A 25,433-nucleotide genomic window follows, 5' to 3' on the forward strand; every position below is an offset into this window, starting at 1 on the left:
CCCTGGTCGCGGCCGATGGGGGTCTGGACCGAGCTGCCATGCGCAACGCCGTCTTTGCGGACCCTGCCGCCCTGCTGCGGCTGGAGGCCATCCTGCATCCCATGATCGGTGCCGAGACCGAGCGCCAGGCTCATCAGGCGGCGGCCGACCATGCCCTGCTGGTCTTCGATGTACCCCTGCTGGTGGAGTCGGGCCGCTGGCGCGCACGCGTGGACCGGGTGCTGGTGGTGGACTGCGAGCCCGAGACCCAGATCCAGCGCGTAATGGCACGATCGGGCTGGACCCGCGAAGGCGTGGAGGCCGTGCTGCGCAAACAGGCCAGCCGGACGCAGCGCCGCGCCGCGGCCGATGTGCTGATCCACAACGAGGGTCTGGACCTGGCCGCCCTGCGGGGGCAAGTCCTGGCCCTCATGCAGCACTGGGGTCTCAGGCAGCGCTGATCACGGCGCACGCGCCGCCGATATCGGCAGCAGCTTGTGAAACAATCGGCCCCAAGCGCGGCACTGTCAGCCGGCATGCAAGGAATGGCCCCCTTGGTCCTCTACGAATACCCGTTCAACGAAAGCATCCGCACGATGCTGCGGCTGGAGCATCTCTTCGATCGCCTGGGCCAGCTGATCGCCCGCGAGACGCCGCTGGACCATCACTTTGCCCTGGTCACGCTCTTCGAGATCATGGACGTGGCCTCGCGCGCCGATCTCAAGTCCGATCTGCTCAAGGAGCTGGAGCGCCACAAGGCCCAGCTCAACAGCTACCGCGGCAACCCGGCCATTGCGGAGGAAGCGCTGGACGAGGTGATACGCCGCATCGACCACGCCTTCAGCGGTCTCAATGCACTCAGCGGCAAGGCCGGTCATTCGCTGACGGCCAATGAGTGGCTGATGAGCATACGCAGCCGCATCAGCATCCCGGGTGGCACCTGCGAATTCGACCTGCCGGCCTACTACAGCTGGCAGCAGCTGCTGCCGGTGCGCCGCCGCAAGGACCTGATGCAGTGGACCCAGTGCCTGATGCCCATGGCCGAGGCCCTGCAGGTGCTGCTGGGCCTGCTGCGCGACTCCGGCTCGCCCCACAAGGTAGCGGCCCAGGGCGGGCACTTCCAGCAAAGCCTGCCCTCCGGCAAGACCTACCAATTGCTTCGCATGCGCCTGGACCCCAGCCTGGGCCTGATTCCCGAGATCAGCGGTCACCGCCTGATGGTGTCCATACGCCTGATGCGGCAAGACGAGGAAGGCCGCCTCAAGCCTGCCCAGCAGGACGCCAGCTTTGAGCTGACGCTGTGCGCATGAGCGAGATGAAACCCGTCACGGGCGGCGCAGACAGGCCGCCACGCATCGTGCCCTGCCCCACCTGCGGCGGGGACAGCGTGTTCGCGCCCAGCAATATGTGGCGTCCCTTCTGCAGCGAGCGCTGCCGCCAGATCGACCTGGGCGCCTGGGCCAGCGAGAGCTTCCGCGTGCAGGCCGCGCCACCGACCGAAGATTCCGATCTACAGCCCTAGCAGGCCGCGTTCTCGCAACTGAGGGCGCACGGCATCGGCCGTCGTGAAGTGCAGGGCCTGCCAGCCGGCCGCACGGGCCGCCTCGATATTGGCCGGGTGATCATCCAGGAACAGGCAGCTCTCGGGCGCCACGCCAAAGCGCTCGATGGCGATGCGGTAGATCTCCGCCCCCGGCTTGGACTGCTTGACCCGGCCGGAGAACACACCCTTGTCGAACCACTGCTGCAGCGGATGGCTGCGCTCCAGATGGTCGGCATAGGGCTCGGGCATGTTCGACAGGTAGAAGAGCCGGTGACCCGCTGCCTTGAGGTCCTGGATCAGCTCGGCCGTGGGTGTGAGCAGTTGCAGCTCATCCGCCACCGCACCCACCACCTGGGCCACCTCGGCGGCCGGCCAGCCGGTGCGCCTGGCAATGCGGGCGATCACCTCGTCGGCCCCGATCAGACCCTGGTCGAAGGCGCCCCAGTCACCCGCGTAATGCTGGAAGAACTGGGCCGCCACGGCCTGGCCCGCCTCGGCATCCGGCACGCGGTGCGGCCAGACCCGGGCCAGAAAGCTCGGCGGGTGCCAGCGGAACAGCACGCCGCCGAAGTCGAAAACAATATTCATCGCCGTCAGGAAAGCGAGTTCAGGCGCGCAGGCGAGCCAGCAAGCCGGCCGTGGACGCGTCCAGGCCCGTGGCATCGCCGCTGGCCAGGCGCGGCAGCAGGCGGTTGCACAAGGCCTTGCCCAGCTCCACACCCCACTGGTCGAAGCTGTTGATGCCCCAGAGCGCGCCCGTGACGAAGACGCGGTGCTCGTACAGCGCGATCAGGGCGCCGAGCGCGCGCGGCGTCAGCGCCTCCAGCACCAGGGTGCTGCTGGGCCGGTTGCCGGGGAAGCTGCGGTGCCGCGCCACGGCCAGGGGACTCAGCCGCTTGGAGGCCGTGGGCGCCTGCTCCTTCAGGGCCTGCTCCACGGTCTTGCCCTCCATCAGGGCCTGGGACTGGGCCAGGCAGTTGGCCAGCAGCTTCTGGTGCTGGTCCTGCAGCAGGGCCGCCAGCTCGCTGCCGGCGGGCGCCCCATGCTGCGGGGCCTTCACCGCGATGAATTCCACCGGCACCACATCCGTGCCCTGGTGCAGCATCTGGAAGTAGGCGTGCTGGCCGTTGGTACCGGCCTCGCCCCAGACCACCGGGCTGGTGGCATAGCTCAAGGCCTGACCCTCACGGTCCACACCCTTGCCATTGCTCTCCATCTCCAGCTGCTGCAAATAAGCCGGCAGGCGGCGCAGACCCTGGTGGTAGGGCGCCACGGAGCGGCTGCCAAAGCCATGGAAGTTGCGATACCAGAGGTCGATCAGGCCCTGCAGCACCGGCAGATTGCGCTCCAGCGGCGTGCGGCGGAAATGCTCGTCCATCGCATGGGCGCCATCCAGCAGGGCCCGGAAGTTGGCCGCACCGATGGCGATGGCAATCGGCAGACCGATCACCGACCACAGCGAGTAGCGGCCACCCACCCAGTCCCAGAAACCGAAGCTGGTGGTGATGCCGAAGGCGCCCGCCGCCTGCGTGTTGCTGCTGGTGGCGACGAAGTGGCGGGCCACATCCGTGCCGCCTGCGGCCAGGAACCAGGCCTTGGCGGCCTGGGCATTGGCCAGGGTTTCCTGGGTGGTGAAGGTCTTGGAGGCAATCACAAAGAGCGTGCTCTCGGGCCGCAAGCCCGGCAGCACGGCGGCCAGGTCGTGGCCGTCCACATTGGAGACAAAGTGCAGGCGCTGGCCCATCTGGGTGTAGGCCGCCAGGGCCTGCACCACCATGGCCGGCCCCAGATCGCTGCCGCCGATGCCGATATGCACCACATCGCGGATGCCGCTGGCGGCCACGTCGCGCACGCTCTCGGCAAAGTCCAGCATGCGCGTGAGCGACTGCTGGACCTCGTCGCTGAACAGGCCCTGCCCCGCCGGGGCGCGCAGGGCCGTGTGCAGCACGGCGCGGTCCTCGGTGTGGTTGATGGGCTCGCCCTTGAACATGGCATCGCGTTGTGACTCCAGACCGCAGTCGCGCGCCAGCTGCAGCAGCAGCTGCAGGGTGGGCGCATCGATGCGGTTCTTGGACAGGTCGGCAAAGACCTCGGGCGCCTCGAAGGACCAGACGGCAAAGCGCCCGGCGTCCTGCGCAAAGGCCTGGCGCAGGTCGAAGTCGCGGCCGCCGCCCTGGTAATGCGCCTGCAGCGCAGCCCAGGCCGGGCTCTGGTCACAACGCGAATACAGCATCAAAGACTCTTTTCGATCAGCTGGTCCAGCTTGCCGGCATCCACGGCAAACAGGCGGATGCCCTCGGCCAGCTTCTCGGTGGCCATGGCATCCTGGTTGAGGGCAAAGCGGAAGCCCGCTTCGTCGTAGGCCACCGCGGGAATGTCCGCGGCGCGTGCGGCCTCGGCGTCCAGGGCGCGTGGCAGCGCGGCCTCCGAAGCCTGCAGCTGGGCCAGCAGCTCGGGGCTGATGGTCAGCAGGTCGCAGCCGGCCAGCGCCTGGATCTGGCCGATATTGCGGAAGCTGGCACCCATGACCTCGGTCTTGATGCCGTGCTTCTTGTAGTAGTTGAAGATCTGGGTGACTGACTTGACGCCCGGATCATTGAGTCCGGCGCTCGCCGCCTCGTCCCAGGCCGCGCCGGCGCTCTTCTTGTACCAGTCGTAGATGCGGCCCACAAAGGGCGAGATCAGCTGGATGCCGGCGGCACCGCAGGCAACGGCCTGGCAGAAGGAGAAGAGCAGGGTCAGGTTGCAGCGTATGCCTTCGCGCTCCAGCTCGGCGGCGGCCTGGATGCCTTCCCAGGTGGAGGCGATCTTGATCAGCACGCGCTCGCGCGGGATGCCCGCGGCCTCGTACAGCGACATGATGCGGCGAGCGCGGGCCACGGTGGCAGCGCGGTCGAAGGACAGGCGGGCGTCCACCTCGGTGGACACGCGGCCCGGCACCACCTTCAGGATCTCCAGGCCAAAGCGCACCAGCACCCGGTCCACGATCTCGTCCAGGGCCAGGCCCTTGTGAGCCGCCACGGTCTCGGCCAGCAGGGGGGCATACTCCGGCTGCAGCACGGCCTTGAGGATCAGCGAGGGATTGGTCGTCGCGTCGCGCGGCGCGAACTGGGCCAGCTGCAGGAAGTTGCCGGTGTCGGCAACGACGGTGGTGTAGGACTTCAGTTGATCGAGCTGGTTCATGGTCTTCGTGACGTGAAGGGAAAACAGTCCTTATTAGAACCTGCCGCGCCGGCCCGGATTGACCCCTGCAAGAAACTCGTGCATCATAAATCCGGTAACTTCGTTACATCAACAAAACATTCGTAAGAGAAGCGCGCGCAGCATGTCATTCGATCTTGTCTTCTTCGGCGGTACCGGCGACCTCACCTGGCGCAAGCTGATGCCGGCCCTGTTCCAGGCCTTCCGCCACGGCAAGCTGCCCGAGGGCGGTCGCATTCTGGCGGTGGCGCGTGACGAGATGCCCGACGAGCGCTACCGCGAATGGCTCAAGGAGCGCTTCCGCGAGGTCGAAGGCTCCAAGCGCCCCAGCGAGGAAGAGTTCGAGCGCTTTGCCGCCCAGGTCTTCTACCGGCGCATGGACCTGTCCCAGCCCGAGCACTACCAGCGCCTGAAGGAATGGCTGGGCGAGCGCCAGGCCGATACCGTGGTGCTCTACCTGGCCACCAGCCCGCATCTTTTCACCCAGATCTGCGAGCAGCTGGGTGCGGCCGGCCTGAACGAGCCGCGCGTGCGCGTGGTGCTGGAGAAGCCCCTGGGCCACGACCTGGCCAGCGCCCAGCAGATCAACAAGGTGGTGCGCTCGGTCTTCAGCGAGAGCCAGGCCTTCCGCATCGACCACTACCTGGGCAAGCCCTCGGTGCAGAACCTGATGGCCCTGCGCTTCGGCAACGCCCTGTTCGAGCCGCTGTGGCATCGCGAGAGCATTGCCAACATCCAGATCACCCTGGCCGAAAGCCTGGGCGTGGGCACCCGCGGCCCCTTCTACGATGGCACGGGCGCCCTGCGCGATATGGTGCAGAACCATGCGCTGCAGCTGCTCACCATGATCGCGATGGAGCCGCCCAGCTCCAACGACGCCGACGCCATCCGCGACGAGAAGCTCAAGGTGCTGCGCGCGCTCAAGCCCTTCACGCCCGACTCGGTGGCCCGCGATGTGGTGCGCGGCCAGTATCGTGCCGGCACCGTGGACGGCAAGGCCGTGGTGGGTTATCTGGACGAGGCCAAGGTGCCGGCCGACAGCCGCACCGAAACCTTTGTGGCCCTGCGCACCGAGGTGCAAAACTGGCGCTGGGCCGGCGTGCCCTTCTATCTGCGCACCGGCAAACGCCTGGCGGCGCGCGACGCCCAGATCGTGGTGAACTTCCGCCCCGTGCCCCACCCCATCTTCCCCGGTGCCAACCGGCCCAACCAGCTGGTGATCAAGCTGCAGCCCGAGGACGGTCTGGAGCTGCGCTTGCAGGCCGCCAAGGGCGGTGCGCATGGCGAGGCCCTGGCCCCGGTGTCTCTGGACCTGGACTTCGACAAGGCCTTTGCCGCCGACCGCGTGGGCGCCTACGAGCGCCTGCTGCTGGACGCCATCGCCGGGCGCCTGAACCTCTTCGTGCGCAGCGACGAGCAGGAGCAGGCCTGGCGCTGGGTGGAGCCCATCCTCGACGCCTGGGCCCAGGACCCCGCCGGCCCCCGCACCTACAGCGCCGGCTCCTGGGGCCCGCCCGCCGCCAGCGCCCTGGTCGCCCGCGAGGGCTTCAGCTGGGCTGAGGAACAGTGATGAGCATGTTGGAGCGCATCAAGGCCGCCTTGCCGGCCCTGCCCCCGGCCGAGCAGCGGGTGGCCAAGCTGCTGCTGGCCGACGCGCGGGCCTTTGCCAATCTGCCGGTCAGCGAGCTGGCGGACCGCGCCCATGTGTCCAAGCCCACCGTGGTGCGCTTTTGCCGCTCGGTAGGCTATGACGGCTTGGCGGACTTCAAGCTCAAGCTGGCCGGCAGCGTGAACGAGGGCGTGCCCTTTGTGCACCGCGCGGTGGACGAGGACGACAAGCCCGGCGATCTGATCGTCAAGGTGGTGGACAACGCCGTGGCCGCCCTGCTGCATTACCGCAATGACGCGGCCAGCCATGCTTTTGAGCGCGCCATCGCCGCCCTGACCGAAGCCGGGCGCCAGGGCAAGCGCATCGAGTTCTACGGCGTGGGCAACTCCGGCATCGTGGCCCAGGACGCCCAGCACAAATTCTTCCGACTGGGCGTGAACACCATCGCGTGCAGCGACGGCCATGTGCAGCTGATGAGTGCCACCATGCTGGGCCCGGGCGACTGTGCGGTCATCATCTCCAACTCGGGTCGCAGCCGCGACCTGATGGACGCCGCCGAGATCGCGCGCAAGAAGGGTGCGACCACCATCATCATCACGGCCAGCGGCTCACCGCTGGCCACCATGGGGCAGGCGCCGGGTCAGGTCTTGCTGGCGGTGGATCACCCCGAGGACTTCGACCGCTACAGCCCCATGGTCTCGCGCCTGCTGCACCTGATCGCGGTCGACATCCTGACCACGGGCGTTGCCCTGCAACTGGGCCAGCAGAACCTGCGCCCCCTGCTGCAGGAAATCAAGCGGAACCTGCGCAGCAAGCGCTACGCCAGCTAAGCGCGGCGGCGCCGGGCCGCCATCAGGCGGCTTGGCTCTGCACCGCCTCGGGCCAGAGCAGCTCGGCCACGCCGTAAACACGAGCCAGCTCGCGCAGCTTGGCCGGCGGCTCATGCACTTCCAGCGTCAGCCCTTCTCGGCGGCACAAGCGGGCCGCCTGCAGCAGCAGGGTCAGGGCCGAGGAATCAAATTCACTCAGCCCTCCGGCCTGCAGTCGCAGCCGGCTGCCGGCCGCGCTGCGCACCTGGGCGGCTTCTGCCTGCAGGCTGGCCTCAAGCTGGGTCCACAAGCGGGCAGCGTTGCCCAGGAGCACGCTGCCGGGAAGCTTCAACATGGTCTGCGGCACCTTGGGCAAGCCTTCAAGACTTGGCCGCACCCGTGGCCTTGGCATTGCGCTCGGCCAGGGCCTTGATCAGGCCGTCAATGCCATTGGCACCGATCTCCTGGGCAAAGCTGTTGCGGTACTGGTCCGCCAGCCAGATGCCCAGCACGTTGACGTCGTAGATCCGCCAGACACCGCCGGACTTTTCAAGACGGTAATCCAGCTGGATGGGGTCGCCCTTGCCACGCACCTCGGTACGCACCACCACCTCAGCATCATCCGGCGAGGCACGCAGGGGCTTGAGGGCCACGGTCTGATCCTTCACCTGGGTCAGAGCGCCGGCATAGGTGCGCATCAAGAGGGCCTTGAACTCGTCCTGCAGGCGCTTTTGCTGCTCGGGGCTGGCTTGGCGCCAGTAACGGCCCACGGCCGAGGCCGTCATGCGCTGGAAGTTCACATGCGGCATGACCTTGCTGTCCACCAGTTGCACGATCTTCTGCACGTCCCCGCCCTGGATGGCCTTGTCCGCCTTGACGGCCTCGATGGTCTCCAGCGAGAGCTGGCGGATGAGCAGGTCGGGTGCGCTGGCGTCGGCAGCACGGGCGGCCAGCGGCAGGCTGTTCAATGCCACCAGGCTGATGGCCAGCACGCCGCGCAGCAGGCTACGTTTGGATGCAAACATGAACTTCCTTTCTATGAAATTGGAATGGGGCGGCGCCAGGCGCCTGAAGGCCCTAACGCGGCACCAGGCCGCGCGGTTCACCGGTCGGCTTGGGGATTGACCGGCGGCGCATCGGGCACCAGAACCTCGTAATCGTCTTCTTCGTCCTCCTCCACGGTGCGGCGCTTGGTCAGATAGGCATCGCGGATGAAGGTGTATTTGTCCAGGGCGATGCCATCCAGCATCTCGCCCGCACGCAGGAAGTTGGAACGCGCATTGATGTTCTGCAAGGCGTAGATCGCGAGTTGCTTGTCTCCACCCTGCAGCAGCAGGGCCGGGCTGGCCAGGCGGTCAAAGGGCAGCGCGATCGAATCGCGCACCGTGGAGGGGCCAAAAACAGGCCAGACGATGTAGGCACCCGAACCCGTCCCCCAGCGTGCAAAGGTCTTGCCCAGGTCCTCGCTGCGGCGCTCCAGCCCAGCCTCGCCGGCAATATCCAGCACGCCGGCAAAGCCCAGGGTGGAGTTCACCGCCACCCGCATGGTCTGCTGTACGCCGTACTTGAAGCGCCCCTGCAGGAACAGGTTCACGGCGGACCAGGCGTCGTTGACGTTGCCAAAGAAGTTGTCCACGCCCTGGCGCACCGGCGAGGGGATCATCTCGCTATAAGCCGTGGCGACGGGCTTGAGCACCGCTTCATCCAGGCGCTCATTGAAATTGAACACCTTGCGGTTCCAGTTCTCCCAGGGGTCCTGGCGCTGGCCCGGTGAGCCAGGGCCCTTGACGCTGGCGCAGGCGCTCAGGCTCAGAGCCAGGGCCACCAGCAGCCAGGCGACAAAGCCACGCGCTACCGTGCCGCTGGCCTGGCCGCTCACTTGGTGTCTCCCGTGCTGCCCATATCGGCCGCCTTGCTATTGATGAACTGACCGATCAGGTTTTCCAGCACCACCGCCGACTGGGTCTGGGTGATGCGATCACCCGCGGCCAGGTTCTTCTCGTCCGCGCCGGGCTCCAGGCCGATGTACTGCTCGCCCAGCAGACCGGACGTCAGGATCTTGGCCGAGCTGTCCTTGGGGAACACCACGTCCTTGTGCAGGTTCAGCACGACCTTGGCCTGGAAGGTCTTGTCGTCAAAGCTGATGGACTCGACGCGACCGATCACCACGCCGGCGCTCTTGACCGCCGCACGCGGCTTGAGCCCGCCGATATTGTCAAAGCGCGCCGTGACCTGATAGGTCTCGTCGAAATTCAGGCTCAGCAGATTGCCGGCCTTGAGCGCCAGAAAGAGCAGGGCCGCGCCACCCAGGAGCACAAAGAAACCCACCCAAGCATCGTGACGAGATTGCATCGTCTCATCTCCCTCAAATCGAAAACATCATGGCGGTCAGGACAAAGTCCAGGCCCAGCACCGCCAGAGAAGACAGCACCACGGTGCGCGTGGTGGCTTGAGACACGCCCTCGGGCGTGGGCTTGCAGGCATAACCCTGCAAGAGGGCCACAAAACTGACCGTGATGCCAAACACCAGGCTCTTGATCACGCCATTGCCCACATCGGCAAACACGTCCACCCCGCCCTGCATCTGGGACCAGAAAGCACCGGGGTCGATGCCGATCAGGACCACGCCCACCAACCAGCCACCAATCACACCCACGGCCGAGAACACGGCCGCCAGCAAGGGCATGGCGATCACGCCGCCCCAAAAGCGCGGCGCCAGCACGCGGCGGATGGGGTCCACCGCCATCATCTCCATGGCGGTGAGCTGCTCACCGGCCTTCATCAGGCCGATCTCGGCCGTCAGCGAGGTGCCGGCCCGGCCCGCAAACAGCAGGGCCGTGACCACAGGCCCCAACTCACGCACCAGGCTCAAGGCGACCAGCAGGCCCACGGCCTCGGCCGAGCCGTAGCGCTGCAAGGTGTAGTAGCCCTGAAGCGCCAGCACAAAGCCGACGAAAAGGCCCGACACCCCGATGATGGACAGGGAACGGTTGCCCAGGAAGAAGACCTGCTCACGCACCAGACCGAAACGCATCAGCGCCTGGCCGCTACGGGCCAGGATCTGGGCAAAGAGGCGCGCCCCCATGCCGATATCAGCCAACTCCAGACGCAGTGCACGGCCCACGCGAGCCAGAAACGCGGCGCTCATGCAAGCTCCCGGCTCGGCGGGGTGCCCACGCCAAAATCCTCATTCACGGGCAAGGCGGCCTGGTGAAAACGCACCGGACCATCGGCCTGCGCCCCCACGAATTGCTGAACCAGTGGATCCTCGCTGTGGCGCAACTCATCCGGCGTACCCTGGGCCACAACACGCCCGTTGGCAATCATGGCCACCTGGTCGGCGATGGCAAAGGTTTCGTGCAGGTCATGCGAGACCACGATGCTGGTCAGGCCCAGCGCATCGTTCAGGTCGCGAATCAGGCGCGCGGCCACGCCCAGCGAGATGGGGTCCAGGCCCGCAAAAGGCTCGTCGTACAGCACCAGATCCGGGTCCAGCGCAATGGCACGCGCCAGAGCCACACGCCGCGCCATGCCGCCCGACACCTCCGAGGGCATCAGGTCGCGAGCGCCTCGCAGCCCCACGGCGTTGAGCTTCATCAGCACCAGGTCGCGGATCATGGCCTCGGGCAGATTGGTGTGCTCGCGCAAGGGGAAGGCCACGTTCTCAAACACCGAGAGGTCAGTGAACAAGGCGCCAAACTGGAAGAGCATGCCCATGCGACGCCGCACCGCATACAAACCGCCCTGATCCAGGCCGGCCAGATCCTGACCGTCGAACAAGACCTGCCCCCGGACGGGTTTGAGCTGGCGCCCCAGCAGGCGCAGCACCGTGGTCTTGCCGCCCCCCGAAGTCCCGATCAAGGCCAGCACCTTGCCGCGCGGCACCTTGAGGTTCACGCCCTCAAGAATGAGGCGCTCACCATAGCCGCAGCTGACATCGCGCAACTCCACCAGAGGCGGAGTCGGCGAAGATGGAAGCGAGGAAGATGGAGAAACTATCGGTGGGGCCATAAGCCGTTGCGATGCAGGGCCGCGCCCCTTGAAACGAAGCCAACATCATAGGGGAAACACCAAGCGCACGTTTGCGCTCAGGTTTCACGCCCTATTCATGCGCCAGCGGTAGAGACTCGCTCTCGAAGCTGACCTCCACGCGGATGAGGGAGCGCACGGCCCGTCCGTCCAGCTCCCCCGGACTGAAGCGCACCGCCATAAAGGCTTGGCGAGCCGCCTCGAACAGGGGCTCGGGCAACTCGGCATCGGCCGCCTCCACGCGCCGGACCTGGCCCTCATCGTTAATGAAAAGGCGCAACACCCCGCGGAAGCTGCCGCGCAGGGGTGACTGCGCCGGCCAAGCCAGAAGCACCGTCTCCTGCGGCGCCGGGCCCACGCTGAGCAGGTCCCGCGGCAGGTAGAAAGGTTCGGGGGTGAGCAGCGCCTGCGGCAGGTCGGGCAAGGGAGCCAGTGTCGGCGCGGACCTGACGGGCTCGGGCACGGCCGAACGAGCCGGCCAGACCAGGCGGGGGGCCGACCCCGCAGGGTCCTCAGCCCCCTGAGCTGAGGGCCAAGCCGCCGGCACGGCGCGCACCTGCAGCGAGGGCTGGGCTTGGCTGAGCTCCCGGGGCTGCAAGCGAGCCGGGGCGCTTTGCGCCTCAAGCACTGCCAGTGCGAGCACCGCGCAGTGCAGCAGCACTGCCGCCACCACGGAAGCCGCCAAGGCCTGCCCCCTGCGCCGCCGGGCGCCGCCCCCCCGGGCGGGCGCCCCCGCCATCAGTTCGCCAGCTCGCGCCAGGAGGTGCGGCGCATGGCACCAGGCGCCAGATTGGCGAGATCGCCTCCCAGGGGGTTGGCAAACTTCCCGTCCGAGGTCAAAACATTACCCCTGAGCTGACCAGTCGTCGTTTGCAAAAGCGAGCCCCCAACAACCATATTGCCGTAGCCATAGCTCGCGAGGGGTTTACCACTGCCCACGTCCAAGAAGTAAAGCCAGCCCGTACCGCCCGGATTGCATGCCGTCGGGTTGGGGATGTTGCCGGCGACCATCAGCTGGTTCAGCTGCTGGGTCATATCCACATTGACGCGCTCCCCGGCAGTCATGCTCAAGTCCACATACCAGCCGGTCTGCGTGCTCCAAGTCACGTCCTTCGGATTGTCCAGGCCGTTGCGCGCGCTGTTGATGGTCTGCTTGACCATGCCACTATTGCTGCGCAGTGCGCCCAGCGAGGTGTTGTCCAGCTTGTCCTTGAAGGTGTAGACAGACTGCACCGCTGTATCACCAACATCGCTGAAGCCCAGATAGCGCCCGGTGGCGACCGACACCAACTGGTAGCGGTAGGCGCCCTCCACGACCTCGCTCAACACCGGCTTGGTGGTGATGGGCTGATTGCTACCCACCTGGGCCAGCAAAAAGGCTTCCTTGCCGGCGGCGCCATAGTTGTCGTCAAAGTCAAAGCGCCAGACATTGCCCAGCATGTCGCCCGCATAGAAGCGCTGGGCCACATTGGCCTTGTTGTCGTCGACCCAGGCATTGAGTCGACCCAGATTGCTGGGCGTTGCGGTATCACCGACAAAGGTTGAGCCCGAGGTTTTGGCCTCGATCTTGTCCAGGCGAGTTCCCGTGATGGCGTCCAGCACATAGAGGTAGCCCCTGCCGGTACCGGGGCTCACATTGTTGTAGCCCGAGGTGAAAGCCACGATCCACTTACCGGCCTTGTTCTTGGTGATGACCGGGTTGCCATAGCTGAAGCCAAGGTCGTCGTCCGTGTATTCCCAGAGCGTGCGTGGGTTCATCGGGTCGGTCACGTCCAGCGCATAGTAGGCACGCCCCCCCTTGCCCAGGCCACCAACCAGAATGGTGCGCCAACTCGTGCCATCCTGAACGTCACCTACGACTGGAGCGCCATCCACATAAAAGCGGTGTTTGGAGGCGTAGCGGGTATCGGCCAGCAGGTACATATCCTTCATGACAGCGCCAGGCACGTAGGCCCAGAGCTCCTGCCCACCGGTGTTGTCGTCACTGACCTTGAGTGCATGCAACATGCCGTCGTTGGCGGCCACATACAGGACGGCCTGGCGTGTGCTGTTGTCGGTCGCGAAATCCTTGTACGTCTCGCCATAGCTCAAGGGCGGCTTGCCCACATACACCGGCGCACCGCCCACGATGTCACCCAAGGGGCCCGCACGGCTGCGGAATAGCCGGGCATCCACATTGGTGGCGGTCATCTCCCGGCTCTTGTCGCCCCGCAGGTAATTCACCATGGCCTCACCCGTCATGGCGGCGCGCGCGCCTGCCGTAATCTCGGGGCATTGGCTCAGCTTTTGAACACTACCGCAAGCACCCTCAAAGTGGGCTTTGGCTGTGCTTGGCAGATTGGCGTAGGTGAATTCACTCAGGCTGCTGCCATTCTTGAAGAGGATTCGACGACTGGTCTGCGAGGCAATCCGATCGGCGGCAGACCAGACCGGCGAGTTGGGGCTGACCAGTTCGGCGGTATCGCCGCGCAGCTTGTAGGCCTTGACATCACCGGTCCAGCTGTCTGTGGTGTACAGCGGGAGGAAGGCCCAATTGGCGTCATTGCTGGTTTGCAGCGAGAGCGTGCTGGTCGCTGCGGCGCCGCCGCTGCCCGTCTTGGAGTCGATCTTCTCCAGGGCATCCACCAATGAAGCCGCCATTGCATCCGCATTGCTCGCGCTGTAGTACACGCCTCGGCCATTGACAGCCGCATGCCAGAGGTCGTCAATGCGCTCGGGGCCGGTATTCGCGATCGGATCGGGCCAGTTTTTTGTCCCCTGCTTGATGGCAAAGAAGTCGCCACCGGTCTGGGTCAAGTAGTCCTTGTCGTAGGCCAAGGTACCACTGATCCCGAGGCCCAGAGTAAACGTCGTCATGTGCTGCGCAGTATTGGTGTCGCGCTGGTTATCACTCGGGACGTTGTTCTCACACACATTCTGATTGGCCACCGCCCCGCTGCAATTCCCCAAGGTCTCAGTGCGCAGATCATTGACGTAGTAATACATGGCCACGTCGGCCAGCGTGTCGCTGACGCCGCTACCGTTATTGGCCGCATCACGCATGGGGCGCTCAATGGCAGACCCGCCGTCCGGGTTACCCACGCCCGTGCTGCCAAGCAGATTCAGCGGACTTGAGCTGTCCTGGTTCCAGTAGCCATCGGTGGACAAGATGGTGTAGTTGCGTTGGCAGGAATACTGAACCGGGTCACTCTGACCGCTGAGCTTGTTGGCGTAGTATCGGCCAGCCCGCGCCAGCGCAGGGCGCAGGGGCGTGTTGGATGAACCCACGGTTCCATAAAGGCGCGTAAAAAACTCCGTCTTCTGCGAACCAGTATCGTAGTCGCGGACATTAAGGAAACCGGTCGAGTCAGCCCCGCCATTGGCGTGCTCGCTGATCTTGGAGAATCCAACGCGGAAGCGTGAGGCGTCGATCTTGGCAAAGGCCTTCCCTGCGCCTGTGCGCATGGCCAGCATGCGCGTGCGGTAGTAGGAGTACCAGTTCGCGTAATTCGTCTGCTGATCGGCACTGAGACTCGATGAGGCACGCACCACATCAAAATCAGCCACATTGCAACTCGTCGGCGAGGCGCCACTCTTGCGCTTGGCCCAGAGGAACTGACCAGCCGCCCCAGCAGTGACAGTCACCTCGGTCACAGTGAGCAGGGCGCAACTATTCCATGCTGTGCTGCAGCGCGAAAAACCCGGTGCCGCCACGCGACTCACGGTCACCAAGGTCGTCGTAGTGTCCGTGCCGTTAAAGCTGTCTTCCGAACTGGGGTTCGGCGAAGGCAAGTCACATTGCCAGGAGTTTCTAGAGCCGCAAACCCTGCTGCTCTGGGTTCGGTTGTAGCTCTTCTGGGGGCCGTAGACATAAGGCGTCTCGGGATTGTTACCGGACAGATTGACTGTGCCACTGGCATTGCCGCGAAAGCCGTCGTTCCAAGCCGAAGAGAAGCTCGCATTGGGCATGGATGTGCCGTTGGAGTACAGCGGCGGGGGATACTTCGCATCCGGATTGAAGAAAACGAAGTTGCTGTCGGCAGCACCAAAGCACACATTGTTGCGTGGCGCGTCGTCGGGCAGATAGTTCCAGTTCATGGAACCGGAATCGTCCAGCACGAACATCAAATTGCTACGCACCAGTACGCCGCTGTTCGTGGAGGCAAGCGGCCGGTCCGCTAGGTCAGCCGGAGCTGCATGGACCGAGACCAGGGGCCACAGCAATGACAGCAGCCATGCGCCCATGAAGGGGCCTTGGCGAATCCAGTTCTTGATCATGATCAGACTCCTCTGGGCGAACCGTCCGCGTCACAGCTGGACAATGGTTTCCGTGTAGGCCACGGTACCGCGTGGCCCCTGCACCCGCACAAGCACCCGGTAATAAACGCTGTTGTTGACGACGCCCTCAATTTTTCCGGAATCGCCGTAGCCGGGTGTCCCCCGGTTCCCACCTGGGACGGCAGCCGAACCGGGCGGCACGGCGCAGTTCACTGCAGCCGGGCTGCCCGCCGTGGCGCACAGGCGGGTGATGATGTAGCGCGCACGGTTGCCGCCAAAGACCTGCTCGGCCGAAGCCTGCAAGCAATTGCCACCGGCTGGGCAATTGCCGCCGTTCCAAAGCACCTGGGCCCGGCCCGCATTGCCACGATTGGCACCTGTCACATCGACGGCAGCCATGCTCGACGCGTAGTAGCCGAAAACGGCCATGTCCTGCTGCAGGGACACACCGGCATTCGCCTGCAACCAAGTCAGGGCCTGCTCGGTCATCTGACCAGAAGCGGCCGTGGCATCCTGCTTGAAGCCCAGATTGCCGATGACAAGGCTGGAGGTGTCGACGGAGCGCACCAGGGCCACCGAGGCCAGCGCGATCACCACCATTGCCATGAGGGCGAACAGCAGGGACAAGCCGCGCTGCCGACGGGAACTGCGTCGAGTCAATGCCATGCCTGCCATCTCAGTTGCTCCGCCAGAGTCGGTTGCGCAGGGGAACGATCACGTCATAGACCGCGTAGCGGTAGTGCTTCCAGTCGGCGACGCCGTCGATCTTGAGCGTGATGCACTTGCTCGTGCCGCAGTCAGCGGAGCCGTTGACATTAACGCTGCTGCCCACATCCCAGAGCGGCTGCGCTTTCGTCACCTCGTCCTTCTGGTAAGCCGCGCTTCGCGCCACCAAAGCCAGCCGTACCGCAAGCACCTGAAGCCAAGCCGCGTTGTTGGCAGGCGTGGTGTTGTCATAGGTATCCACCACGCCGTCGCCATTGGTATCCCGGCCATAGAAGGCCTGGAGGTTGACGATTTGCGGGAACAGATCCTGACTCTGCATGGTGCCGTTATTGAGCAGCAGCGTGCTCTGCTGCAGGGTCTGACCGTCCGCAGAAAGTGCGAAGGTACGCCGCAACAGACTGCCGGCGTTCAAGAGACGGCTACTGGCTGGATAGCCGCCAGCAGGGTCCAGGGCCACCGCGTTCCAGGGATCGGCGGCTGCGTGGGCAATCTGGTTGGTGTTCTGAATGCCGGTGACGCGGTACGCACTGCACCAGTTGGTGGCCGCATTGAAACCGGCGGTGACGGGCACCGCAATCACCATATCGCCCGCCTGAACGCCCAAGGCGGAGCGCACGGTAAAAAAGGTGGACGCGGGCGTGTGGCCCAGGGACACCTCCATGGGCACGGTGAAAAAGGTGGTGTTGGTGCTGCTGGCGTCGCGGTCGGCGCTCATCACGGTGATGGTGTCTGGGGCACCGTTCGCACCGTCGGTGATGATCACCGGCGCCAGGACCCAGTTCTGCAGACCGGTGGCGGTGTGCTGAGCCCGTATGGGACAGCCAAGCACGGCTTGGTCGCTGATGAGGCCGTAGCCGGCCATCTGGATCTCGCGCTGCAGGGTGTAGAGCGCCAGCGCCCCGTTCACCTGGGCGTCGGAGCCTCCGGTGGTGGAGCGGCGCTGGCCTTCGGCGAATGAGAGCACCTGGGCGACCACCAGCACCACCACCATGCCCAGCACCAGGCCGATCATCAGCTCGATCAGCGTGACGCCGCGCGCAAGCCGCCGGGCGGGGGCCCGCGCTGCGTTTGTCTTGTGGATGCGGGCCATGCTCAGGGTGCTCCCACGGCGGTGACCGTGCTGTAGTTGCTGGTGCCCTCGCCCGGCGCCGTCCAACGGATCTGTATGGACACATTGCGGGGTGCGGTGACCACCACCGTGGCCTGTCCCTTGGGCAACCGTGCGGCCACACGATCCGTCCAGGCCTTGCAGCGGGCGCCACAGCTGGCGGTGTTGTAGGTGGCCAGATTGTTCATATCACCCCACATCTCGCCGATGAGCTGCTGGGCCAGAAAGGACGCTTCGGCACGAAAGGTAGAGGCCGTCTGGGCTCGCGTCATGGAGCCCTGCAGGCCCACCACACCCAGAATGCCCATGGCGCAGATCAGCAGCGCAATCAGGGCCTCGAACATGGCAAAGCCTCGCGCCGATCTGCCTGCAATGCTGGTCTTGTTCTTCACGACTTCCACCTTCTGCTACCGCGCCTTAGCAGACGCGGGGATCGGTCTTGCTACTGACCTTGGGCTCGCACATTCGCATCGTGCCGCCGGGGCCAAGCATGATGCGCAGGGCACGGTAGTCATCCCCTGCGGTCTCGTTGTCCACATCAATCACGGTCAAGGCACCTGCCCCGACCACGCGCCCAAAGCCATTGAAGACCACCTCATCCGCGGCCACCGCGGCGGCGCTGGTGCCGCGCACGCGAACGCCCGAGCTGGCGGTGGTCACATGCCGATCCAGGATGCGAGGATCCACCGTGTCCGAGATGACTTTGCCGCACTTGCCATCAGGATCGTCGAGGCTGACCACCCAGGACGTACCGTTTGCACTGTCGCCGCAGGCGTCGCTCATCACCGCAGACGAGCCCAGGTCGACCAAGGTAAAGCGCACCAGCTCATTGCGCCGCATGGCCTCGGCACGGGCCCGCTGCAAGCCAGTCTGCAAGGAGGTCGCCACATTGCGGATTTCGGTATTGCGAATCCAGACCATGACATTGGGCATGGCCATGGCCGCCATGGCCCCCAGCAGCACCATCACAACCACCAGCTCGATGAGGGTCACGCCACGCTCGATCGGGCGCTTCGCAGCACCGCGCCGAGGCTGGTTCGCAAGGCAGGCCGGACCAAACATCTCAGCACTCGTTGCCGCGCACCAGCCAGCAGCTCTTGGTCACCGAGCTACCCTTGAAGCTCGTGGTCGCCTGCTGGTTGGCATGGTTGACGGTGTAGACATGACCGGCCGCCGAAGTGCCGGTCTTGCCCGTGGCCGTGACCAAGAAACCCTGGCCGTTGTCCGAGATGGCGCAGCCATAGCTGAAGTTCTTGGCGCCGTTGGGGCTGAAGTTCTTCCAGCTTGGCGCAGCGCCGGTATCCGCGCAGGCGGCCGCGCCATAGCTGCGGTTGTCCTGGTAGTACTGCTCCAGCTTCACGCGGTAGTCCGCCAGCTGGGACATACCCTCGGGCAAAGCGCCACGTCGCACATAGTCCGTGTACGCCGGCAGGGCCACGGCCGCAAGAATCCCCACGATGGCAACCACGATCATGAGCTCCACCAAGGTGAAACCACGGGCCGCCGAGGACAGAACACGCTGAGCTTGAGACATACAGAGCACCGGTTGATGGCTCCTTGGCACTGCAGATAGCAGCGACGCGGAACCGGTTTGGACTCCATTGTCGGTATCGACAACCCACCATAGCGTGCATATTGCTCATTTCACAGCCCTGTGCCGACGGGCGCGTCGGCGCGGGCGACGAACGGAAGCACATACGTAAGCGGCTGCTACAGAGCCTGATAACGCGTCGCAATGGAAAAAGCCACCCGCAGGTGGCTTGGGCGCGCTGGCACGGCCGGCGCTGTCAGTCGAAAGGCCCGGCGGGGCCCGGCGTCAGCGCGGCAGCTCGCTCACACCCATCAGGAACTCGTCCACCGCACGGGCGGCCTGGCGGCCTTCGCGGATGGCCCAGACCACCAGACTCTGGCCGCGGCGCATATCGCCGGCGGCAAAGACCTTGGGCACGTTGGTGGCGTAGCCGCCCGTGAAATCGGTCGTGGCCTTGGCGTTGCCGCGCGCGTCCTTGGCCACGCCAAAGGCGTCCAGGATGGTGGCGACCGGGCTGACAAAGCCCATGGCGAGGAAGACTAGGTCGGCCTTGAGCACCTGCTCGGAGCCGGGCACTTCCGTCATCTTGCCGCCACTCCACTCGACCTTCACGGTCTTGACGCCGGTGAGCTTGCCCTTCTCACCCAGGAACTCCTTGGTGGCGATGGCGAAGGCGCGCTCGCAGCCCTCCTCATGGCTGGAAGAGGTGCGCAGCTTGATGGGCCAGTAGGGCCAGGTCAGGGGGCGGTCCTCAACTTCCGGCGGCTGGGGCATCAGCTCGAACTGGGTCACGCTCTTGGCGCCATGGCGGTTGCTGGTGCCCACGCAGTCGCTGCCGGTGTCACCGCCGCCGATCACGATCACATGCTTGCCATCGGCGCGGATCTGGCCCTTGAGCTTGTCACCGGCATTGACCTTGTTCTGCTGCGGCAGAAACTCCATGGCGAAGTGCACGCCCTGCAGATCGCGGCCCGGCACGGGCAGGTCGCGGCTGGCCTCGGCGCCACCGGCCAGCAGCACGGCGTCGAACTGGCTCTTGAGCTCTTCGGGGCTGATGCTTTCCTTGGCCCAGTTGGTGACCTTGCTGCCCTCGCCCAGGTCCGCCACCAGCACGCCGGTGCGGAAGACCACGCCCTCCGCCTCCATCTGCGCCACGCGGCGGTCGATGTGCGACTTCTCCATCTTGAAGTCGGGGATGCCGTAGCGCAGCAGGCCGCCTACGCGGTCGTTCTTCTCGAACACCGTCACCGCATGGCCGGCGCGCGCCAGCTGCTGGGCCGCGGCCAGGCCGGCCGGGCCGGAGCCCACCACGGCCACGGTCTTGCCGGTCTTGGCCTTGGCCGGCCGGGGTGTGACCCAGCCCTCTTCCCAGGCGCGGTCGATCATGTCGTGCTCGATGGACTTGATGCCCACCGCGTCGTCATTGACGTTCAGGGTGCAGGCCGCCTCGCAGGGGGCGGGGCAGATGCGGCCGGTGAACTCGGGGAAGTTGTTGGTGCTGTGCAGCACCGCAATGGCGGCCTTCCAGTCCTCGGCACGACCGCGGTACACCAGGTCGTTGAAGTCCGGAATGATGTTGTTGACCGGGCAGCCGTTGTTGCAGAAGGGCGTGCCGCAGTCCATGCAGCGCGCACCCTGCTGCTTGGCCTGCTCGGTGTTCAGGCCGATGACGAATTCCTTGTAGTTCTTGACGCGCTTCTCGACGGGCTCATAGCCCTCGTCCAGACGCTCGAACTCCATGAAGCCGGTGACTTTTCCCATGATGCTTCTCTCTACCTTCTACAGCTTCAGGCCTTGACCGGGGCGGCGGGCGCCTTGGCCTGGGCGATGGTTTCAGCGGTCTCCTTGGCGGCATTGATCTCGCCCAGGGCGCGCTTGTACTCGTGCGGGAAGACCTTGACGAACTTGGCGCGCGACTCGGCCCAGTGGTCCAGGATGTGGCGGGCGCGGGCGCTGCCGGTCCAGCGATGGTGGTCTTCCACCATCTTCTTCAGGATGGCCTCGTCGGCCAGCGGCTGGTGGTCGCCCAGGTGGTGCCAGATGGCGCGGTCCTGGGTGGCCTCCTGCTCGGCCGTGGGCAGCACCTTGTCCAGGGCCACCATGCTGGTGTTGCAGCGCTTGGCGAACTGGCCATCCTCGTCATAGACATAGGCCACGCCACCGCTCATGCCGGCGGCGAAGTTGCGGCCGGTCTTGCCCAGCACCACCACGGTGCCGCCGGTCATGTATTCGCAGCCATGGTCGCCCGTGCCCTCCACCACCGCCTTGGCGCCGGAGAGGCGCACCGCAAAGCGCTCGCCCGCCACGCCGCGGAAGAAGGCCTCGCCGCGGGTTGCCCCGTACAGCACCGTGTTGCCCACGATGATGTTCTGCGTGGCCTCGCCGCGGAAGTCGATGGAGGGACGCACCACCACACGGCCACCGGAGAGGCCCTTGCCGGTGTAGTCGTTGGCATCACCGATCAGATAGAAGGTGATGCCCTGAGCCAGGAAGGCGCCAAAGCTCTGGCCGCCCGTGCCCTCGAACTGGATGAAGATGGTGTGGTCCGGCAGGCCCTCGGGCTTGCGGCGGATCAGCTCGCCGGAGAGCATGGCGCCCACGGTGCGGCGCACATTCGTCACCTCCTGCATGAACTGCACCTTCTCGCCCTTCTCGAAGGCAGGCAGGCACTTCTCGATCAGCTTCACGTCCAGGGCCTTGTCCAGGCCATGTTCCTGCACATCGTTGTGCAGGCGGGCCACCTCGGGCGGCAGGCTGGGGCGGTGGAAGATACGGCTGAAGTCCAGGCCCTTGGCCTTCCAGTGCGTGATGCCCTTCTTGGTGTCCAGCAGGTCCGAGCGGCCGATCAGCTCGTCGAACTTGCGGATGCCCAGCTGGGCCATGATCTGGCGCGCTTCCTCGGCCACGAAGAAGAAGTAGTTCACCACATGCTCGGGCTTGCCCGAGAACTTGGCGCGCAGAACCGGGTCTTGCGTGGCCACACCCACCGGGCAGGTGTTGAGGTGGCACTTGCGCATCATGATGCAGCCCTCGGCCACCAGGGGCGCGGTGGCGAAGCCGAACTCGTCCGCGCCCAGCAGGGCGCCAACCACCACGTCGCGGCCGGTCTTCATCTGGCCGTCGGCCTGCACGCGCACCCGGCCACGCAGGCGGTTCAGCACCAGGGTCTGCTGCGCCTCGGCCAGGCCCAGCTCCCAGGGCGTGCCGCAATGCTTGATCGAGCTCCAGGGCGAGGCGCCGGTGCCGCCGTCATGGCCGGCAATCACGATGTGGTCGGCCTTGGCCTTGGCCACGCCGGTGGCGATGGTGCCCACGCCCACTTCCGAGACCAGCTTGACCGAGATGTCGGCCTTCTGGTTGACGTTCTTCAGGTCGTGGATCAGCTGGGCCAGATCCTCGATGGAGTAGATGTCATGGTGCGGCGGCGGGCTGATCAGGCCCACGCCCGGCACCGAGTAGCGCAGGAAGCCGATGTAATCGCTGACCTTGCCACCGGGCAGCTGGCCGCCCTCACCGGGCTTGGCACCCTGGGCCATCTTGATCTGGATCTGGTCGGCGCTGACCAGGTACTCGGTCGTGACGCCGAAGCGGCCCGAGGCCACCTGCTTGATCTTGGAGCGCAGGGACTCGCCTTCCTTGAGCTCGTAGTCCACCGCGATGACCTTGTTGCCGATCACATCGGACACCTTGGTGCCGGCCGTGATCTTGATGCCCTTGAGCTCGTTGCGGTAGCGGGCCGGGTCTTCGCCGCCCTCACCCGTGTTGCTCTTGCCGCCGATGCGATTCATGGCCACGGCCAGGGTGGCATGGGCCTCGGTCGAGATGGAGCCCAGGGACATGGCGCCGGTGGCAAAGCGCTTGACGATCTCGGCCGCAGGCTCGACCTCGTCCAGCGGGATGGCCTTGCTGGGATCGAACTTGAACTCGAACAGGCCGCGCAAGGTCATATGACGCTTGCTCTGGTCGTTGATGATCTGAGCGTATTCCTTATAGGTCTCGAACTTGCCCGAGCGCGCGCTGTGCTGCAGCTTGGCGATGGCGTCCGGCGTCCACATATGCTCTTCGCCACGGGCGCGCCAGGCGTATTCGCCGCCGGCGTCCAGCATGTGCTCCAGCACCGGGTCGTCGCCAAAGGCAGCCTTGTGCATGCGGATGGCTTCCTCGGCCACCTCGAACACGCCGATGCCGCCCACCTGGGTGGGGGTGCCGCGGAAGTACTTCTCCACGAAGTCGGCCTTCAGGCCGATGGCTTCGAAGATCTGGGCGCCGCAGTAGGACATATAGGTCGAGATGCCCATCTTGGACATGATCTTCGACAGGCCCTTGCCCACGGCCTTGATGTAGTTGTAGACCGCCTTCTCGGCGCTCAGATTGCCCGGCAGCTCGGCATGCATGCTGCTCAGGGTCTCCAGGGCCAGATAGGGGTGCACGGCCTCGGCGCCAAAGCCTGCCAGCACGGCGAAGTGGTGCACCTCGCGCGCGGTGCCGGTTTCCACCACCAGGCCGGCGGTGGTGCGCAGGCCCTCGCGCACCAGATGGTGGTGCACGGCGGAGAGCGCCAGCAGCGCGGGAATGGCGATGCGCTGGGCCGACACATGGCGGTCCGTGATGATCAGGATGTTGTGGCCGGTCTTGATCGCATCCACGGCCGAGGCGCACAGCGAAGCCAGCTGGGCCTCCACACCCTCACGGCCCCAGGCCAGGGGGTAGGTGATGTCCAGCTCGACGGGCTTGAACTTGCCGTGGGTATGGGCCTCGATGCTGCGCAGGCGGGCCATGTCCTGGAAGTCCAGCACGGGCTGGGTCACTTCCAGACGCATGGGCGGGTTCACCGCATTGATGTCCAACAGGTTCGGCTTGGGGCCGATGAAGCTGTTCAGCGACATCACGATGGCCTCGCGGATCGGGTCGATCGGCGGGTTGGTGACCTGGGCGAAGAGCTGCTTGAAGTAGTTGTAGAGCGGCTTGTCCTTGCTGGAGAGCACGGCCAGGGGCGAGTCATTGCCCATGGAGCCGATGCCCTCTTCGCCGTTCGCGGCCATGGGCGCCATCAGGAACTTGATGTCTTCCTGCGTGAAGCCGAAGGCCTGCTGGCGGTCCAGCAGCGGGGTCTCGAAGACCGGCGCCTTGACGTCCGCCACCTCGATCTCGTCGAGCTTGACGCGCACGTTCTCGATCCACTGGCGGTAGGGGCGCGCGTTGGCGTACTGGTTCTTCAGCTCCTCGTCATCGACGATGCGGCCCTGCTCCAGATCGATCAGGAACATCTTGCCCGGCTGCAGGCGCCACTTCTTGACGATCTTGTTCTCGGGAATGGGCAGCACGCCGGACTCCGAGGCCAGCACCACCAGGTCGTCATCGGTGATGCAGTAGCGCGCCGGGCGCAGACCATTGCGGTCCAGCGCGGCGCAGACCTGGCGGCCGTCGGTGAAGGCCATGGCGGCCGGGCCGTCCCAGGGTTCCATCATGGCCGCGTGGTACTCGTAGAAGGCGCGGCGGCGCTCATCCATCAGCTCGTGGTTCTCCCAGGCCTCCGGGATCATCATCATGGCGGCGTGGGCCAGGGGGTAGCCCGCCATGGTCAGCAGCTCGATGGCGTTGTCGAAGGTGGCCGTGTCGCTCTGGTGCTCGAAGCTGATGGGGTAGAGCTTCTTGAGGTCCTCGCCCAGCACCGGCGACTTCATCACGCCCTCGCGGGCGCGCATCCAGTTGAAGTTGCCCTTGACCGTGTTGATCTCGCCGTTGTGGCAGACCATGCGGTAGGGGTGGGCCAGGGGCCACTCGGGGAAGGTGTTGGTGGAGAAACGCTGGTGCACCAGGGCGATGGCCGAGATCACGCGCTCATCGGCCAGGTCCAGGTAGTACTTGCCCACCTGGTCGGCCAGCAGCAGGCCCTTGTAGATGACCGTGCGGCAGCTCATGCTGGGCACGTAGTACTCACGGCTGTGGGTGAGCTTGAGCGCCTGGATGGCGCTGGAAGCCGTCTTGCGGATCACATAGAGCTTACGCTCCAGGGCATCGGGCACGATGATGTCCGGGCCGCGGCCGATGAAGATCTGGCGGATCACCGGCTCCTTCTCGCGGACGGTGGGCGACATGGGCATCTCGCGGTCCACCGGCACATCGCGCCAGCCCAGCAAGACCTGGCCCTCGGCCTTGACCGCGCGCTCCAGCTCCTGCTCGCAGGCCAGGCGGGAGGCATGCTCCTTGGGCAGGAAGATCATGCCTACGCCGTACTCGCCGGGCGGGGGCAGCTCAACCCCCACGGACCCGTCAGGGGCCGTCCCGGCCCGGGCCATCTCGGCGCGGTAGTACTCATCCGGGATCTGGATCAGGATGCCGGCGCCGTCGCCCATCAGCGCATCGGCGCCCACGGCTCCCCGGTGGTCCAGGTTCTCCAGGATCTTCAGGCCCTGCTGGACGATGGAGTGCGCCTTCTGACCCTTGATATGGGCCACAAAGCCCAGGCCACAGGCGTCCTTTTCATTGGAAGGCTTGTAAAGACCATGCGCGCTCAGGTCCTGGATCTCGGCGGCTTGCATCTCGGCTTGCGTGGGTGCGCCCATGGCGTTTCTCCAATCTACGGTCTGGCAATACAGCAATGCCGCGAGCATAGATCGATGCATTCCGTGCATCAAGTT

Annotated in this window: 23 protein-coding genes; 5 read left to right on the plus strand and 18 right to left on the minus strand. The window is 65.5% G+C overall.

Annotation, left to right across the window (positions count from 1 at the left end):
* From coaE to ACK5F2_RS09485, 3 genes are all read left to right on the plus strand, one after another.
* On the plus strand, nucleotides 1–440 hold a 440-nt coding region (gene coaE, locus ACK5F2_RS09475), incomplete at its 5' end, for a dephospho-CoA kinase (RefSeq protein WP_409864301.1).
* Nucleotides 441–533: 93 nt separating this feature from the next.
* The gene (zapD, locus tag ACK5F2_RS09480) at nucleotides 534–1,289 is read left to right on the plus strand and encodes a cell division protein ZapD (RefSeq protein WP_409864302.1); all 756 of its coding nucleotides are present in this window, start codon (nucleotides 534–536) and stop codon (nucleotides 1,287–1,289) included.
* Nucleotides 1,286–1,501, plus strand: coding sequence for a DNA gyrase inhibitor YacG (locus ACK5F2_RS09485; RefSeq protein WP_409864304.1), 216 nt, complete (start codon nucleotides 1,286–1,288; stop codon nucleotides 1,499–1,501). Before zapD ends, ACK5F2_RS09485 begins: the two co-directional genes overlap by 4 nt.
* Here the strand turns inward: ACK5F2_RS09485 and ACK5F2_RS09490 are convergent.
* The 3 genes from ACK5F2_RS09490 to tal are packed head-to-tail and all read right to left on the minus strand — an operon-like array spanning nucleotide 1,490 to nucleotide 4,705.
* A complete protein-coding gene (locus tag ACK5F2_RS09490) occupies nucleotides 1,490–2,110 on the minus strand; it encodes an HAD family hydrolase (RefSeq protein WP_409864306.1) in 621 nt (206 codons plus the stop codon). The genes ACK5F2_RS09485 and ACK5F2_RS09490 overlap by 12 nt on opposite strands.
* 19 nt (nucleotides 2,111–2,129) lie before the next feature.
* Entirely contained in the window at nucleotides 2,130–3,755 is a 1,626-nt protein-coding gene (gene pgi / locus ACK5F2_RS09495) for a glucose-6-phosphate isomerase (RefSeq protein WP_409864308.1), read from the minus strand.
* The gene (tal, locus tag ACK5F2_RS09500) at nucleotides 3,755–4,705 is read right to left on the minus strand and encodes a transaldolase (RefSeq protein ID WP_409864310.1); all 951 of its coding nucleotides are present in this window, start codon (nucleotides 4,703–4,705) and stop codon (nucleotides 3,755–3,757) included. The genes pgi and tal overlap by 1 nt, the downstream gene beginning before the upstream one ends.
* Before the next feature lie 142 nt (nucleotides 4,706–4,847).
* Here tal and zwf point away from each other — a divergent pair, with 142 nt between their 5' ends.
* Together zwf and ACK5F2_RS09510 are read left to right on the plus strand one after the other, a co-directional pair.
* The gene (gene zwf, locus ACK5F2_RS09505) at nucleotides 4,848–6,293 is read left to right on the plus strand and encodes a glucose-6-phosphate dehydrogenase (protein ID WP_409864311.1); all 1,446 of its coding nucleotides are present in this window, start codon (nucleotides 4,848–4,850) and stop codon (nucleotides 6,291–6,293) included.
* Between the two features lie 5 nt (nucleotides 6,294–6,298).
* A complete protein-coding gene (locus ACK5F2_RS09510; RefSeq protein WP_409864344.1) occupies nucleotides 6,299–7,162 on the plus strand; it encodes a MurR/RpiR family transcriptional regulator in 864 nt (287 codons plus the stop codon).
* A 22-nt stretch (nucleotides 7,163–7,184) separates the two neighbouring features.
* On the opposite strand, the gene ACK5F2_RS09515 is transcribed toward ACK5F2_RS09510, so the two are convergent.
* The 15 genes from ACK5F2_RS09515 to ACK5F2_RS09585 all read right to left on the minus strand — a co-directional run bounded on the left by ACK5F2_RS09515 (nucleotide 7,185) and on the right by ACK5F2_RS09585 (nucleotide 25,358).
* A complete protein-coding gene (locus ACK5F2_RS09515; RefSeq protein WP_409864312.1) occupies nucleotides 7,185–7,496 on the minus strand; it encodes a lipid asymmetry maintenance protein MlaB in 312 nt (103 codons plus the stop codon).
* Nucleotides 7,497–7,521: 25 nt separating this feature from the next.
* Entirely contained in the window at nucleotides 7,522–8,166 is a 645-nt protein-coding gene (locus ACK5F2_RS09520; protein WP_409864314.1) for a phospholipid-binding protein MlaC, read from the minus strand.
* Nucleotides 8,167–8,243: 77 nt separating this feature from the next.
* A complete protein-coding gene (locus ACK5F2_RS09525; protein ID WP_409864315.1) occupies nucleotides 8,244–9,020 on the minus strand; it encodes a VacJ family lipoprotein in 777 nt (258 codons plus the stop codon).
* Nucleotides 9,017–9,493, minus strand: a complete 477-nt coding sequence (mlaD, locus tag ACK5F2_RS09530) for an outer membrane lipid asymmetry maintenance protein MlaD (RefSeq protein ID WP_409864317.1) — start codon at nucleotides 9,491–9,493, stop codon at nucleotides 9,017–9,019. Before mlaD ends, ACK5F2_RS09525 begins: the two co-directional genes overlap by 4 nt.
* 13 nt (nucleotides 9,494–9,506) lie before the next feature.
* Nucleotides 9,507–10,289, minus strand: coding sequence for a lipid asymmetry maintenance ABC transporter permease subunit MlaE (gene mlaE, locus ACK5F2_RS09535; RefSeq protein ID WP_409864318.1), 783 nt, complete (start codon nucleotides 10,287–10,289; stop codon nucleotides 9,507–9,509).
* Nucleotides 10,286–11,152, minus strand: a complete 867-nt coding sequence (locus ACK5F2_RS09540) for an ABC transporter ATP-binding protein (RefSeq protein WP_409864319.1) — start codon at nucleotides 11,150–11,152, stop codon at nucleotides 10,286–10,288. The genes mlaE and ACK5F2_RS09540 overlap by 4 nt, the downstream gene beginning before the upstream one ends.
* Before the next feature lie 91 nt (nucleotides 11,153–11,243).
* Complete coding sequence (locus tag ACK5F2_RS09545) at nucleotides 11,244–11,594, minus strand: energy transducer TonB (RefSeq protein WP_409864320.1); 351 nt, start codon at nucleotides 11,592–11,594, stop codon at nucleotides 11,244–11,246.
* Between the two features lie 314 nt (nucleotides 11,595–11,908).
* Nucleotides 11,909–15,427 (minus strand): pilus assembly protein, encoded by a 3,519-nt coding sequence (locus ACK5F2_RS09550; RefSeq protein WP_409864321.1) that lies wholly within the window; start codon nucleotides 15,425–15,427, stop codon nucleotides 11,909–11,911.
* A 30-nt stretch (nucleotides 15,428–15,457) separates the two neighbouring features.
* The gene (locus tag ACK5F2_RS09555) at nucleotides 15,458–16,054 is read right to left on the minus strand and encodes a pilus assembly protein PilX (RefSeq protein WP_409864322.1); all 597 of its coding nucleotides are present in this window, start codon (nucleotides 16,052–16,054) and stop codon (nucleotides 15,458–15,460) included.
* A 49-nt stretch (nucleotides 16,055–16,103) separates the two neighbouring features.
* Entirely contained in the window at nucleotides 16,104–17,243 is a 1,140-nt protein-coding gene (locus ACK5F2_RS09560) for a PilW family protein (RefSeq protein ID WP_409864323.1), read from the minus strand.
* 2 nt (nucleotides 17,244–17,245) lie between these two features.
* Nucleotides 17,246–17,653: a pilus assembly protein PilV gene (locus ACK5F2_RS09565; protein WP_133603953.1), complete on the minus strand. Its 408-nt coding sequence runs from the start codon at nucleotides 17,651–17,653 to the stop codon at nucleotides 17,246–17,248.
* A 25-nt stretch (nucleotides 17,654–17,678) separates the two neighbouring features.
* A complete protein-coding gene (locus ACK5F2_RS09570) occupies nucleotides 17,679–18,254 on the minus strand; it encodes a GspH/FimT family pseudopilin (protein ID WP_409864324.1) in 576 nt (191 codons plus the stop codon).
* 70 nt (nucleotides 18,255–18,324) lie between these two features.
* Nucleotides 18,325–18,795: a type IV pilin protein gene (locus ACK5F2_RS09575; protein ID WP_409864325.1), complete on the minus strand. Its 471-nt coding sequence runs from the start codon at nucleotides 18,793–18,795 to the stop codon at nucleotides 18,325–18,327.
* A 282-nt stretch (nucleotides 18,796–19,077) separates the two neighbouring features.
* The gene (locus tag ACK5F2_RS09580; RefSeq protein WP_409864326.1) at nucleotides 19,078–20,553 is read right to left on the minus strand and encodes a glutamate synthase subunit beta; all 1,476 of its coding nucleotides are present in this window, start codon (nucleotides 20,551–20,553) and stop codon (nucleotides 19,078–19,080) included.
* 26 nt (nucleotides 20,554–20,579) lie between these two features.
* The gene (locus ACK5F2_RS09585; protein WP_409864327.1) at nucleotides 20,580–25,358 is read right to left on the minus strand and encodes a glutamate synthase-related protein; all 4,779 of its coding nucleotides are present in this window, start codon (nucleotides 25,356–25,358) and stop codon (nucleotides 20,580–20,582) included.
* Nucleotides 25,359–25,433: the final 75 nt, after the last annotated feature.

Source organism: Roseateles sp. (genome assembly GCF_046300915.1).
GTDB lineage: Bacteria > Pseudomonadota > Gammaproteobacteria > Burkholderiales > Burkholderiaceae_C > Kinneretia.